Genomic DNA, 14,106 nt, shown 5'->3' on the forward strand with positions numbered 1-14,106 from the left:
CACTGAGGACACAGAGGTCACAGAGTTGTGAACTATTTCTTTCTCTGTGCTCTCTGTGTCCTCAGTGGTGCATCCAAATTCCCTATCTGCCCAACACGCTTTTCAACACATCCGGGTTGTTCGTCGTGATGCCATCCACGCCCCAATCCGCCAGGCGTTTCATTTCGCCGGCAGAGTTGACCGTCCACGTACCGATTTTCAATCCGCGCGCGTGAACCGCGCGCACCAACGCTTCGGTCACAGGCGTCGAATTCGGCATAAAAAAATCCGCGCCAGTCGTCTCGATGATTTCGGCGACGATTTGATCCGGCGTCAACGTCGCCCGCGTCGTGAACCAGCGCGCATCCACAATCGCGCCGGTCTTGATGCGCGCGTCGAGCGCCTTGACTTGCTTGAGCGTCGGGAAATCGAACGAGATGATGATGGCATCATTCGTCATGCCGCGCGCGTTGACGAGGTCAATCACTTTTTTCTCGATGCCGGGATAGCGCGTGTTGCCGGCGTTCACTTTGATTTCGATTTGGATGCCGGACTTGCCCTTTACCATGTCGAGTACTTGCGCGAGCGTCGGGATTTCTTGTTGCGTGACGCCGCCTTTGGCATTCTTCGCCGCCGCGTTCAGTTTTTTGAGTTCGGCGAGCGTCATGTCGCTGATCTGTCCCGAACCGTTCGTCGTGGTCGCCACGTTTGGATCGTGCATGATGATCACTTCGCCATCTTTGCTGAGATGCGTATCCGTCTCAACTTGATCCACGCCGAGCTTGAGCGCGTTCTCGAATGCCGCGAGTGTGTTCTCCGGCATCAATGCCGCGCCGCCGCGATGCGCGACGATTAGCGCTTTGCTCGAGAATGGCGCAACCGATGGCGCGGCAGGCGACCCAGGTTTTTGTGGCGCGGTCGCGGTGAGGATCGCGCCGACATTCGCGGTAGGAGTTGGGGCGGGAGTTGGTGCGTTGCACGCGGCGAGCGCGAACGCGAGCGCGAGAGCGAACAAAAATGTTTGTTTCATCTTCGACTCTGATAAAAAAACCTGGAAGGTCTCCGAGACCTTCCAGGTCTGTGTGTTTACTTTGGTGCGGTCTTGTTGTAATCGGTGATCAGTTTGGTGACATCGTTTGCCGCCGCATCGAGCGCCTGTTGTGGCGTTGACTTGGCAGCGATCACTTCCTCGATCGCGAGTTCAGTCCGTTGGCGTGCCGCGGGCATTACGCCGGTCAACGCGCCTTGCGTAAAGCGGTTGTTCGGCGCGGCGTGCAGTTGATCCACCGCGGTCTTGAATTGCGGATACTTGGCGACCCATTCCTGGTCTTCTTTCACGTCGTAGGATTTCTTAGTGACCGGATAGTAGCCGCTCGCGGTGTGCCAGTACGCCTGGATTTCCGGCGAGACGGTGAACTTGACGAATTCCCACGCGCAACCTTGTTCCGCGGCGGGGCGATCTTTCATGATGTAGACGGACGCGCCGCCGATGATCGTGCCGGCTTTTTGGAACGCGGCTTCATCGGGACGCGGCAAGAAACCGGTGCCGAGTTCGAATTTGCCCTGTGCCGCATTGAGGCGCGAGCGCAAACCAGCGGTGGATTCGATCATCATCGCGGTCTGTTGGGCGTCGAACGCCTTTTGCGTGTCCGCAGTCGGGCGACCAAAGTTACCGAAGACACCCGCGTCGTACCCTTCTTTCCACCACTGCAAAATCTTGACGCCTTCGGGCGAGTTGAACGTGGCTTTCGTCGCGCGCGCATCGCGCCCGTTGCCGTTGTCGAGGTACAATCCACCCGACGCGGCGAGGAGTTGTTCAAAGAACCAGCCATAGATCGCCATCGAGTAACCGTACATCGCGACCTTGCCATCCGCGCCTTTCTTGGTCAGCTTTTTGGCATAGTCCAGCACTTCGGCGTAGGTGCGCGGCGGTTTGTTCGGATCGAGACCCGCGGCTTTGAACGCGTCCTTGTTGTAGTAGAGCATCGGGTTCGAGGTGTTGTACGGCATGCCGTACAGTCTACCGCCGACCGAGTAGTACGCGAGCACGTTCTGCTCAAAGTCCTTCAGGTCGAACTTGTCTTTGTCAATGAAATCCTGCATCGGCGCGATCACTTGCAGGTCAACCAAAACCTGGGTCGCGAGATCGAACTGTTGCACGACCGCCGGCACGTCTTTCGATTGCAAGCCGGCTTTCAACTTGTTGAGCGAATCGTCGTACGATCCCTGGAACACCGCTTCGCCGACGCACTTGTTTTGCACCGCGTTGAAGCGTTTCATCATTTCGGCAATCGCTTCGCCGTTCGTGCCACCCATCGAATGCCAGAACGCGAACTTGGCTGACGCGGCGGCAGGCGCGCTCGTGGCAGCCGCGGGTGCGCTGGTTGCCGCGGGTGCGGCAGGCGCTTTGGTCGGTTCAGCGGGTGCGGCGCAGGCAACGACGAGCGCCAACACGACGAGCAACGCACTAATCAACATCCAACGTTTCATTTTCTCTTCTCCTCCTTGAGAGAATCATTTAGAAGCATAGCGTCTCGGCTATGCTACCCACGAGTAGTTTAGGCGTACTGGTGTAGCTGTTTGGAGTGAGCACCTCCTTGTAAGTTATGGGATGAGTAACACTTTGCCGATCGCCGCGCGGCTTTCGAGGAATGCGTGCGCGTCGGCGGCGTTGACGAGTGGAAATGTTTTCGCGATTTGGACGTTCAGTTTGCCAGACTGCATCCACGCAAACAAATCATTCGCGCGGCGCAGAATCTCGGCGCGCGTGGCGGTATAATGCGCGAGCGTCGGACGCGTGAGAAAGAGCGACCCTTTCGCATTGAGAATTTGGGGATCGAGCGGCGCGACGGGTCCGCTGGCTTGACCGTACAGGACCAGATAACCACGCGGGCGCAGGCAGTTCAGACTTTTATCGAAGGTGGTCTTGCCGACCGAATCATACACGACGTCCACGCCCTTGCCATCGGTCAGGCGTTTGACCTCGACTTCGAAATCGTTTTGCGCGTAATTGATGACCGTGTCCGCGCCGGCTTGTTTGGCAACGCGCGCCTTTTCTTCCGTCGAGGTAGTGCCAATGACGCGCGCGCCGCATTGCTTGGCGATTTGCACGAGCAACGCGCCGACGCCGCCTGCCGCCGCATGCACGAGCGCCGTGTCGCCGGGTTTGAGCGGAAATGTATCGAACGCGAGATAGTGCGCGGTCATTCCCTGCAACATCAACGCCGCGGCTTGTTCAGCCGTGATGCTGCTGGGAACCGGCACCGCGCGCCACGCCGGAATCACCGCGAATTCGGCGTACGATCCCAGCACGGAGGTGTACGCCACGCGATCACCCGGCTTGAGGTCGGTCACACTCGCGCCGACCGCGTCCACCACCCCCGCGGCTTCTTGCCCGAGCGTGAACGGTAGCGGTGGTTTGTACAGCCCCACGCGTTGGTACGTATCCACATAGTTGATCCCCACCGCTTCGATCTTGACGCGCACGTCGCCGTTGCCCGGTTCCGGTTTGGCGACCTCATCAAGTTTGAGAGCGTCGAGACCGCCGTGTTGATGGATGCGAATGGATTTCATCGTTACAAAGTTCCCTTATTTCCCTCATTTCCCTCATTTCCCTTGCTTCCTTTTGATGGAGAATTGAGGGAACTGGGTTATCCTTTCACTGCGCCGGCGGCGAGACCGCGAATCAATTGCCGATTGCCGGCGATGAACAGGATAATGGTTGGAGTCAAGATCATGACGACGCCGGCGAGAACGACATTCCACAGAAAGCGTTCCTGGTCTTGCAAGAGGGCAAGCCCGATTTGCACCGTGCGCATGTCCTTGTTGTTGGTGACGAGCAGGGGCCACAGATATTGATTGTACGTCGTCAGAAAACTATACACGGCGAGCGTCCCCAACGCGGGACGCGCCAGCGGCACCGCAATCGTGATCAGAAAACGAAGACGACCACACCCATCAATCCTTGCCGCATCGTGCAAGTCTTTGGGAATGGACATGAAAAATTGACGCACGAGGAAGGTGCCGTACGCCGTTGCCAGGTACGGCAACGTCAAACCCAGGTACGTGTCTTTGAGTTTCAGATCGTTCACGATGGTCATGTAATTCGGAATAATCGTCGCTTCCCACGGAATCATTTGCGTGGAAAGAAACAACAGGAAGAAAAAGTTCTTGTACTTGAAATCAATGAACGCGAACGCGTACGCCGCCAAACTCGCCATCACCAAGTGGGAGATCATCACCGTGGACGACTGGATCAGACTGTTGAGCAAATAGCGCAGGATGGGCGCCATATTGTTCGCATCTACGAAATTCTGGAAGCGAAATCCCGTTGGCAACAACTTGGGCGGATAGTTCGACACGTCGGCTTCGGTGCCTAGACTCGTGATGAGGGCTTGATACAACGGGAACAGGACGAAAACCGCCATCAACACGAGCAACGCGTACAAGAAAATTTTTTGGACGAGCGGATAGCGTGGAGTAGACTCGTTCATGAGTAATGCACCCTCCGTTCCAGCACGCCGAATTGCAGAATCGTGAACACGAGCATGATCAGGAACAGGACGACCGACATCGCGCCGGCGATACCGTACTGCCCGTTAAAGTAGAACGCGCGGTAGATCAAATACACGATCACATTCGTCGAATCTATCGGACCGCCGCGGGTCATCACGTTGATTTGCGTAAACGTTTGGAGCGCGCCCAGCGTCGAGACGATGATGAGGAAAAAGAGCGTCGGCGAAATTAGCGGAATGGTGATGTGGCGGAACGATTGCCAAAAACCCGCGCCGTCAATCGTCGCGCTTTCGTACAGTTCCTGGGAAATGCCCTGCATCGCGGCGAGAAAGAGGACCGTGTTGAAGCCAATGTTCAGCCACACGGTGACCATCGAAACCGAGAGCAACGCGGTGGCGGTGCCGGTGAGCCATTGGACGCGCGGCAGGTGTGCGAGGTCGAGCACGTAGTTAAAGATGCCAATCGCCGGATGGAATAGGAACAAGAAAATCAGCGAGGCGGTCGCGCCCGACACGGCAATCGTCGAAGAAAAGATCACGCGAAAGACGCTGATGCCTCTAAGTTGAAAATTGGCGAGCGTCGCGAAGAACAAGGACAGGATCATCGTCGCCGGCACGACGTAGAGCGCGAACATCAGCGAGACGTTTAGACTATTCCACAAGTCCTTGTCGCCCAAAATGCGCTCATAGTTTTCGAATCCCGCGAATGCCGCCATCCGTCCAATTGGATCCGTCAAAAAGAAACTGAGTTGGATCGTCTTGAGGAGCGGAATGAAAACAAACGAGACAAAGATCACGAGTGAGGGAGCCAGGAACACCATCGCCACGCCAAAGTTTTTTAGGTTGCGAATGCGCGCGTTGGTGCGCTGGCTGGTTGCGCCGATGGTGTGGGTGGTAGGTGCGGTCTGAGTTGCCATACTCTCTTCCTTGAGAATCTGCCCAACACACACGTGTTGGGGTGTTCGAGATCGTACTCGTTCAATGTAAAGAACAGACTAACATACGTTGAAAGTTGGGTCAAGTTTGCGTAAAGATTTCGAAACGGACTAGTTTATGTGGGGAGAAACAGTGCAAACGTTTGCATAAATAATATAGTCATCTTTCCAAATTTTGTCAACCGATTGCGCGCGGCGCGTGGGGCAATATTGAATCGGTGCGGCGCGCGGGTTGCGCGCGCGATGCTTGCCAAACGCTGTGATTACGCATATACTTGCAACCGATGCCGAAAGAGAAAATTCTGCTGCTCGAAGATCACGCCGAGTTGCGCGCCGAGACCACGCGCATTCTCGCCGATGCCGGCTATCGTGTTCAATCTGCCGCCACCGGCGCGGACGCGCTCGTCTTGGCGCGACGCGAAGCGTTCGATCTACTCATCGCGGACATTTTCTTGCCCGACCAATCCGGCATCCAGGTGTTCGAGCAAGCGCGCGGCTTGCTGCCCGACCTGGCTGGCATCGTCATCACCGGGCACAGCACCTGGGAACTCGCGCTCGACGCGTTGCGCGCCGGGTTTGTCGGTTTCCTCGTCAAGCCAGTCGTCCCCGAACAACTCCTTGCCGCGATTGTCAACGCGCTCGAACAAGAAAAACTGCGCCGCGAGAACGCGCGCTTGCGCGCGCTCGTGCCGCTGTACGAATTGTCGCGCGCGTTCATGGGCACGCTCGACCTGAAAGACGTGCTCGATCTCGTCGTCGCGACGATCAAACGCGAAACGAAAGCCGAAACCGTTTCGCTCATGTTGCTCGACGAGGATCGGCGCGAATTGCACATCGCCGCCGCCGCCGGTTTGCCGCCCGACATCGTGGGGACGGAACGCAGCGCGCTCGGCAATAGCATCGCCGCGCGCGTGGCGCAAAGCGGCGAACCGATGATGATCGCGGAAGGATTGCCGCTCGAGCCGGACATTCGCAAGATGATGGCGAAACCGCACATCCTTTCGGCGTTGTCGTTGCCGATGCTCGCGCGCGGGCAGGTGATCGGCGTGCTCAATCTGTCACGCAATCATGGCAACGATCCGTTCACGCACGGCGACCTCGAACTGGCGACCGTGTTCGTCAGCCAAGCCGCGATTGCCATCGAACAAGCGCGTTGGTTCAATCAACTCAAACGCCTCAACGACCTGAGCCAGCGCCTCGCGCGCGCAGTAGATTTGGACGAAACGGTCGCGACGTTGTTGAGCGCGCCGGTGGATTTGCTCAACGCGCGCGGCGCGGCGCTGTGGCTTGCCGATGAAATGCTCGGCGCGGGTTTAAAGACGCTCGGTCTCGATGTGTCTCAGGTGCCGACGGATTTGTACGAACAGGTCGTCGAAGGATTTCACTGCGAGGCGCAGACCGGCTGGTTCGTGATTCCGCTCCGGCATGGCGAACGCAACCTCGGCGCGCTGATCGCGTGGCTGCAATCGCCCGAAGCGCCGAGCGCCGAACGCCTGGGCTTGTTACGCACGCTCGCGCACACAGCCGGCGCGGCGATTGAATCGCATCGTTTGCGCGCGCGCGAAAAAATGGCGTACCGCGAATTGGATCGCGCCGTGCGCGCGGATTCCAACTTGAAGGAAACGCTCGACCGCTTGCTCAACGAAATGATGGACGCGTGCGACGCGGAACGCGGCGCGATTTTTTTGCGGAACCCGGATGAGGCGCGCATCGAACCCTGGGTCGCACGCGGCGCGGAGACGGATCCCGACTTTGCGAATGCGGTTGTCGGCGAAGGATTAGCGCGCGTGCTCACCGATCCGACCCAGCAGCAAGCGTTGATCGGCGTGCCGATGATGACCGGCGCGCGCGCCGAGGGCGCGATCGTGCTCGCGCGGTCGTCGGTCACCGGCGGCTTTCACTCCGAGCACGTGGACTTGTTGTCGTACCTCGCGAGCGCGACCGCGTTGATCGTGCGGAACGCGCAGTTGTACGCGCGCTCGGAAGAAGCCAGCATCACCGAAGAACGCACGCGCATCGCGCGCGAAATTCACGACGGCGTCGCGCAAGACCTGGCGTTCCTCGTGATGAAAACCGGCGTGGCGGAACGCTTGCTCAGTCAGGGCAAAGACAAGGAACTGAAAGGCGAACTGCGCGAAGTGTCGAATCAACTGCGGCGCGATTTGCGCGACGTGCGCCGCATCATTTTCGCGCTGCGCCCGCTCGACATCGAAGCGATCGGCTTTTTGCCGGCGATCCAGAAATTCGCCAAGGAATTCGGCGCGGCGAACGAAATTGATGTTCAGTTGGAAACCGAAGGCACGTGGACCGGTCTGTCGCCCAAACTAGAAACCGCGTTGTTTCGGCTGACCCAGGAAACGTTGAACAACATTCGCAAACATGCGCGCGCCAAGCACGCCTGGGTCACGCTGGCTCTGCGCGACGGCATCGCCGCGCTGACGGTGCGCGACGATGGACGCGGTTTTGATTTGGCGCAGGCGACCAAAGCCGCGCGCGCGCGCGGGAGCGTGGGCTTGGTGCAAATGCGCGAGCGCGCCGAACGCGCCGGCGGCACGTTCGCGCTCGAAACTGCGCCGGGCAAAGGGACACTCATTCACATCGAATTGCCCGCGCGCGAAAATTAATCGAACGTCGCGGCGCGTCGCTCGCGCACCGCGACAAGATGGAACATGAAATTCAAAGTTGCATTGCCTCAGTTTGCGCCGCGCCTCGGCGACGTGAACGCGAACCTCGGACAGATCCTCAACCTGATTGAAGCAAGTCGCTCGCTCCATGCCGACCTGGTCGTCTTGCCGGAACTCGCGTTGACCGGCTACTATCTCAAAGACCTGGTGCCGCACGTCGCCGTGCGTCCGACGCTGGACGATCCGCGTTTTGCGCCGCTCATTGCGGCAAGCCGCGACCTGGACATTGCGGTGGGCTTTGTCGAAGAGGATGCGCGGCATCGGTACTATATCGCCGGCGCATACCTATCCGAACGACGCGTCGTGCACGTGCATCGCAAAATTTATTTGCCGACGTACCGGTTGTTCGACGACGGACGTTTTTTCGCGCCGGGCAACGCGATGCGCGCGTTCGACACGCGCTTTGGTCGCGCCGGCATCGCGATTTGCGAAGACGCGTGGCATCTCTCGACGCCGTACGTGTTGTGGCAGGACGGCGCGGATATTTTGATTGACCTCTCGGCGAGTCCGGGCTATGGCATTTCGACGCGTCCCGAAGTGGCGAACGCCGCGACGGTCAATAATTTCTTGCGAACCTACGCGGAGATCTTGACGACGATCGTAATCTTTTCGAATCGAGTCGGCAACGAGGACGGCATCGCGTTTTGGGGCGGCAGTTGTGTGATCGGTCCCGACGGGGAAACGATTGCCGCCGCGCCGCACTTTGAAGACGCGCTCATCGTCGTCGAGGTGGACACGGACGCGTTGCGCCGCGCGCGTTTGCGATTGCCCACGCTGCGCGATGAACAACGCGAGTTGGTGCGGCACGAATTGGGGCGCATCGCCAAGTCGGAGCTGGACGATTAATTCGCAAGAGCGCAGAGGCGCAGAGGTGCAGGGGAGAGTACAAGTCTTCACCCTTGCTCCCTTGCTCCCCAGTTCCTCTGCACAATGTATCAAACATGATAAATTCTTTAGAGCCACTCGAAATCAACACCACGCTCGCGCGCAAGATCATCGTGCGCTTTATTCGCGAAGAAATCACGCGTGTCGGATTCGCGCGCGGCGTCATCGGTCTGTCCGGCGGAATTGATTCGTCGCTCTCGGCGTATCTCGCGGTCGAGGCGCTCGGTGCGGCGAACGTCCTCGGCGTGTTGATGCCGTACCGCACGAGCGATCCGCAGAGCCGCGCGGACGGCGAACTCGTCGCACAACAACTCGGCATCGCGACGCGTGTCGTCGAAATCACGCCGATGGTCGAGCCGTACCTCGCGCAATTCGCCGGCGAAGACGTGCGACGGCGCGGCAACGTGATGGCGCGCCAACGGATGATCGTGCTGTACGACCAGTCGGAAGAATTTCACGCGCTCGTGCTTGGCACGTCGAACAAGACCGAGGCGCTCCTGGGTTACACGACCCAGTTCGGCGACAATGCCGCCGCGATTCAGCCGCTCGCCGATCTCTACAAATGCCAGGTGCGTCAACTCGCACGCGCGGTCGGCGTGCCGGATGCGATCATCGCCAAAGCGCCGAGTGCGGATTTGTGGCAAGGGCAAACCGACGAAGGCGAGCTGGGTTTCACGTATGACGAGGCGGACGCGGTTTTGTATCGGTTGATTGACGAACGCCGCTATGTCGAAGAGGTGATTGACCTGGGTTTCGACGCGCGCGTCGTGCGGCGCGTGGCGGAATTGGTGCAACGCAATCAGTTCAAGCGCGTCACGCCGCCCGTGCCCAAGCTTAGCGCGCGCACGATTGGCACGGATTTTCTGTACGATCGGGACTGGGGAAAGTGATTTGGGATTTCTGATTTCTGATTTTCAATCCGCAATCTGAAATCTGAAATCTGAAATCTGAAATCCAAAATCGAAAATCGGAGATTCCTATGCAACGCGCACTGGTGACCGGCGGAGCCGGGTTTATTGGATCGCATCTCGTCGAAGGATTGCTCGCGCGCGGGTACGAAGTGACTGTGCTCGACAATCTCGCGACCGGACGACGCGACAATTTGGCGCGCGTCCTCAACCAGATTCATCTCGTCGAAGGTGACGTGCGAAACCTCACGACGATTCACAGCGTGATGCGTAAAGTGGACGTCGTGTTTCATCTCGCCGCGCTGCCGTCGGTGGCGCGCTCGGTCAAGAATCCGCTCGAAAGCAACGAGGTCAACATTACCGGCACGCTCAACATTCTCGTCGCCGCGCGCGATGAGGGAGTGCGACGCGTCGTCTACGGCGCGTCGTCGTCCGCGTACGGCAACACGCCGACCTTGCCCAAGGTCGAGACGATGCCGTCCGAGCCGCTCTCGCCGTACGCGGTGTCCAAGCTCACGGGCGAGTTGTACGCGCGCACGTTCACGCAGTTGTACGGACTCTCGACCGTCTCGTTGCGTTATTTCAACGTGTTCGGTCCGCGCCAAGACCCGACAACGCAGTACGCCGGCGTCGTCGCGAAATTTGTGACGTGCGCGCTCGCGGGCAAACCGTACCCGGTGAACGGCGACGGGGAGCAATCGCGCGATTTCACGTACGTCGAAAACGCGGTGCAGGCGAATCTGCTTGCCGCCGACGCGACCATCGAAGGATCGCCGGTCATCAACATTGCGTTCGGACAACGCACGACGCTCAATCAAATCATCGTGATGTTGAACGAATTGACCGGGCAGAACCTCGCGGCGAATTATGGACCCGAACGCCCGGGCGACGTGCGCCACTCGCACGCCGACCTGGGACGCGCGCAACAAATCCTGGGGTATGCGCCGGCGATTGACGTGCGCGAAGGATTGCGGCGAACGCTGGAATGGTATCGGAAACAATAGCGAATGGCGAATGGCGAATGGCGAATAGCAAATGGAAAATGGCAAATCGGAAAAACTAATCCGTAGTTTGCACGCGGCGTGGCGTCAAGAAATGTCGAGCGCGAAAATGTACCGCGATTTGGCGCGGCGCGCGCGCTCGGAACAACATCGCGATATTTTGACGCGGATGGCGGAAGCCGAAGAACGCCATGCCGAAAAATTCGCGGCGCGGATGCAGGAACTGGGGAGCGCACCGCTGGAATTTCGCGAATCGTTCATCGCGCGCGCGCGGCGCTGGGTGACGGTGCAAGCCGGCACCGAGACGGCGCTGCGTACTGCCGAAGCCGCCGAGGATGATGCGAGCGAGGCGTATGCCGCGTTAGCGTCGAGCGAAACTTCACAAACCAGCGCCGCGCAAGTGCGCGCGATGCAAACGGAAGAAAAAGCGCATAGCAAGGTGCTGAATGAGATGGCGCAACCGCAGGCGCGGCTCGACGCCATCACCAAAAGAGAAAAGTGGCACGTGCGCGGCGGTGGCTGGATCGGGCAGGCGATTTACGGGATGAATGATGGGCTGGGTTCGGTGTTTGGCGTTGTCGCTGGGGTGGCGGGCGCGACGAACGCGAGCGCGCAGTTCGTCATCGTCAGCGGGCTTGCCGCGGTCGTCGCGAACGCGATCTCGATGGGTGCGGGCGCGTATCTCGCGACCAAGTCCGAGCGCGAGGTGTACGAAGCAGAGATCGCGCGCGAACGCAAGGAACTCGAAAATGATCCGGAGCAAGAGCGCGAAGAGATGGCATTGTTCTACGAGCTGAAAGGGTTTACATCGGACGAGGCGCGGACGCTGGCGTCGCGCATGGCGGAGAACCCGGAACAAATGCTCAAGACACTCGCGTCGGAAGAACTGGGTCTATCGGCGGACACGTTTCCGGATCCGTGGCGCGAAGGAACGAGCGCGGGCGTGTTCACGGCGATTGGCGCGTTCATTCCGATTGTGCCATTCTTTTTCGCGGATGGCTTGGGCGCGGTGATCGCATCGTTTGTGATTTCGTCGCTCGCGTATTTCGTCGTCGGCGCATCCAAGGTGCTTGTGACCGGGGGGCGCTGGTTCCGCAGCGGCATCGAGATGTTCCTGGTCGGTCTCGGCGTCGGCATTGTCACGTACTTTATCGGGACGCTGTTTCAGTTGGAGATCAAGTAGAGGTTGGAAGTTGGAGGTTGGAGATTGGAAAGACCGGACGCGGCGCGCGTGCGGTCTTTTGTTTTGATGAGAAGTCCTAGCGTTTTCTAGCTGTGCGCTTTCGAGAAGAGTGAACTGTACGTACTGGCACAAGACTATCCGCGCGCAATAAGTAAATTGTTTCTTGCAAGCGCACGTCAGAAATATCTTGTTTGTCCAAACCCAAAAGTTTGCGCACTTCGTGGGTAACTTCAGCAAGGTTCTTTTGCAACGCATCTTCAGGGCTATCGCCAGAAGCGGCTGTAACCAAATAGTACGCAGGAGGGTCTACCCAACCATTGTAAAAAAGGACTTCGTACTCCATTTTCCAACCCCTTTGTTTGTTTCTCTCATCTTTTCGATCTGCATTATATCATGCTTGGTGACAATCCAACACCGGAATTTCGAGCCACATGGTCTTTGGTTTTGATGCCGGGATGTGGTAAAATGCGGGTGGGAGGTGAGCAATGCCAAAAAAGTTTCACTATGCGTATGACCGATTCTATGGAGAATTGCAAGATTTTTTCCGGGCGGACATGTACGCAGAAAGCCTGCGCGACGCATTGCTTGAAATCGTGGCTGACTTTAACGATATTTACGCACAAACTGAAAATGAGGCAAAACAACTAGCCGAAGAATTACTGAACGAAGAACTGGGTAAAGGTTGGACGGTCGCGGATTATTTCCAAAGACCACCAGAACTTTGGACAAACCTGATTTCGTACAGGATCCAAACTCTGGAAGAAGTCAGTGAATCAAAATGACAAAGCGCGTTGAAACAAACACCATCCATCACGGCGATTGCCGCGAAATTTTGCAAACGCTTCCAGACGAAAGCGTTGATTTTATTGTAACATCACCACCATACGCTGATCGCCGCAAGCATACGTACGGTGGAGTGCCGCCCGAAAAATACGTCGAGTGGTTTCTTCCGATTACAGCAGAACTGTTACGTGTACTCAAACCGGAAGGTTCTTTCGTGCTCAATATCAAGGAGCGCGTGATTGATGGTGAGCGAGGCACGTACGTAATGGAACTTGTGCTCGCAATGCGAAAGCAGGGTTGGTTTTGGATTGAGGAGTACTGCTGGCACAAAAAGAATTGTTATCCTGGCAAGTGGCCTAATCGTTTCCGCGATGCGTGGGAACACTGCTATCATTTTGCCAAGCAAAAACATTTCAAGATGTACCAAGAATCAGTGATGGTTCCGATGGGCGATTGGGCAGAACGGCGACTCAAGTATCTTACTAAAAACGATGTTGTGCGTGATGAATCGCGCTCCAAGAGCGGTTTTGGAAAACGCGTTGCTAATTGGATTGGGCGCGAGTTGGTGTACCCGACGAACGTTCTGCATCTGGCAACCGAAGTGACCAATAAAAATCATAGCGCGGTTTTTCCGCTTGAATTGCCAACTTGGTTTATCAAGTTGTTCACGCAAGATGGCGATGTCGTGCTCGACCCGTTTATGGGCTCCGGTACCACCGCTCGCGCCGCGATAAAACTGAATCGAAAATACATTGGAATTGAACTTCAGAAAGACTACATTGAGATTGCCAATACTGAATTGCAATCAGAGCAACCCAAGATGTTCGCAGAATCCAAACCCAAATATACAACGAAGAAAAAGGCGAAAAAGTGAAAACCAATGAACTACGCGAATTGATTGCAAAATCGCTCAACGAGTTTTACGCCCGTCGTCTGCAGGCATTGGGTACCCTCAAATTACGCAAGGTCTTACTCCGCAAAAATCCGTACCTCTACAAGGCACTGGGTACAGAAAGCGCGACAGAAATTGTAGACGAAATTTTGAAAGCGTATCTCAGTTCATCCGACGAAGGAATTTTCGGCGATACTTTTTTTGTAACTGCTCAGGCATAACCAAACTTGGACGACTCTTGTATTGCAAAGCATACATGCATCAGGCATACTGTAGACAATGACACCGTCCCCATTACCTACTGACGAACAAATCCGTGCGGCATACCAGCAAGGCGAAGAA

Annotated in this window: 14 protein-coding genes; 8 read left to right on the plus strand and 6 right to left on the minus strand. The window is 57.2% G+C overall.

Going from position 1 to position 14,106, the window contains the following annotated elements; genetic code table 11:
- Nucleotides 1-82: 82 nt before the first annotated feature.
- The 5 genes from HY868_02170 to HY868_02190 form a co-directional block, all read right to left on the minus strand.
- Nucleotides 83-1,009: a glycerophosphodiester phosphodiesterase gene (locus tag HY868_02170; GenBank protein MBI5300915.1), complete on the minus strand. Its 927-nt coding sequence runs from the start codon at nucleotides 1,007-1,009 to the stop codon at nucleotides 83-85.
- A 56-nt stretch (nucleotides 1,010-1,065) separates the two neighbouring features.
- Nucleotides 1,066-2,469 (minus strand): ABC transporter substrate-binding protein, encoded by a 1,404-nt coding sequence (locus tag HY868_02175; GenBank protein MBI5300916.1) that lies wholly within the window; start codon nucleotides 2,467-2,469, stop codon nucleotides 1,066-1,068.
- Between the two features lie 114 nt (nucleotides 2,470-2,583).
- Nucleotides 2,584-3,552: a quinone oxidoreductase gene (locus HY868_02180; protein ID MBI5300917.1), complete on the minus strand. Its 969-nt coding sequence runs from the start codon at nucleotides 3,550-3,552 to the stop codon at nucleotides 2,584-2,586.
- A 77-nt stretch (nucleotides 3,553-3,629) separates the two neighbouring features.
- Entirely contained in the window at nucleotides 3,630-4,472 is an 843-nt protein-coding gene (locus HY868_02185) for a carbohydrate ABC transporter permease (protein ID MBI5300918.1), read from the minus strand.
- The gene (locus HY868_02190; protein ID MBI5300919.1) at nucleotides 4,469-5,410 is read right to left on the minus strand and encodes a sugar ABC transporter permease; all 942 of its coding nucleotides are present in this window, start codon (nucleotides 5,408-5,410) and stop codon (nucleotides 4,469-4,471) included. The genes HY868_02185 and HY868_02190 overlap by 4 nt, the downstream gene beginning before the upstream one ends.
- A 302-nt stretch (nucleotides 5,411-5,712) precedes the next feature.
- Here HY868_02190 and HY868_02195 point away from each other — a divergent pair, with 302 nt between their 5' ends.
- The 5 genes from HY868_02195 (at nucleotide 5,713) to HY868_02215 (ending at nucleotide 12,089) form a co-directional block, all read left to right on the plus strand.
- Nucleotides 5,713-8,052, plus strand: coding sequence for a GAF domain-containing protein (locus HY868_02195; protein MBI5300920.1), 2,340 nt, complete (start codon nucleotides 5,713-5,715; stop codon nucleotides 8,050-8,052).
- 45 nt (nucleotides 8,053-8,097) lie between these two features.
- The gene (locus tag HY868_02200) at nucleotides 8,098-8,958 is read left to right on the plus strand and encodes a carbon-nitrogen hydrolase (GenBank protein ID MBI5300921.1); all 861 of its coding nucleotides are present in this window, start codon (nucleotides 8,098-8,100) and stop codon (nucleotides 8,956-8,958) included.
- 95 nt (nucleotides 8,959-9,053) lie between these two features.
- Entirely contained in the window at nucleotides 9,054-9,887 is an 834-nt protein-coding gene (locus HY868_02205) for an NAD+ synthase (protein ID MBI5300922.1), read from the plus strand.
- An 89-nt stretch (nucleotides 9,888-9,976) separates the two neighbouring features.
- Nucleotides 9,977-10,909, plus strand: a complete 933-nt coding sequence (locus tag HY868_02210; GenBank protein MBI5300923.1) for an SDR family oxidoreductase — start codon at nucleotides 9,977-9,979, stop codon at nucleotides 10,907-10,909.
- Between the two features lie 31 nt (nucleotides 10,910-10,940).
- Complete coding sequence (locus tag HY868_02215; protein MBI5300924.1) at nucleotides 10,941-12,089, plus strand: VIT1/CCC1 transporter family protein; 1,149 nt, start codon at nucleotides 10,941-10,943, stop codon at nucleotides 12,087-12,089.
- A 76-nt stretch (nucleotides 12,090-12,165) separates the two neighbouring features.
- Here the strand turns inward: HY868_02215 and HY868_02220 are convergent, their stop codons facing one another.
- Nucleotides 12,166-12,432: a hypothetical protein gene (locus HY868_02220; GenBank protein ID MBI5300925.1), complete on the minus strand. Its 267-nt coding sequence runs from the start codon at nucleotides 12,430-12,432 to the stop codon at nucleotides 12,166-12,168.
- Between the two features lie 142 nt (nucleotides 12,433-12,574).
- Between HY868_02220 and HY868_02225 the strand changes: the two genes are divergently transcribed.
- Genes HY868_02225 through HY868_02235 form a run of 3 tightly spaced genes read left to right on the plus strand, consistent with a single transcriptional unit; the run spans nucleotide 12,575 to nucleotide 13,985 of the window.
- On the plus strand, nucleotides 12,575-12,871 hold the full coding sequence (locus HY868_02225; protein ID MBI5300926.1) for a hypothetical protein: 297 nt from the start codon (nucleotides 12,575-12,577) through the stop codon (nucleotides 12,869-12,871).
- Nucleotides 12,868-13,746, plus strand: a complete 879-nt coding sequence (locus tag HY868_02230) for a site-specific DNA-methyltransferase (GenBank protein MBI5300927.1) — start codon at nucleotides 12,868-12,870, stop codon at nucleotides 13,744-13,746. Before HY868_02225 ends, HY868_02230 begins: the two co-directional genes overlap by 4 nt.
- Complete coding sequence (locus HY868_02235; GenBank protein ID MBI5300928.1) at nucleotides 13,743-13,985, plus strand: hypothetical protein; 243 nt, start codon at nucleotides 13,743-13,745, stop codon at nucleotides 13,983-13,985. Before HY868_02230 ends, HY868_02235 begins: the two co-directional genes overlap by 4 nt.
- Nucleotides 13,986-14,106 lie beyond the last annotated feature (121 nt).

The sequence above is a fragment of the Chloroflexota bacterium genome (genome assembly GCA_016219275.1).
In the GTDB taxonomy this organism is placed as follows: domain Bacteria; phylum Chloroflexota; class Anaerolineae; order UBA4142; family UBA4142; genus JACRBM01.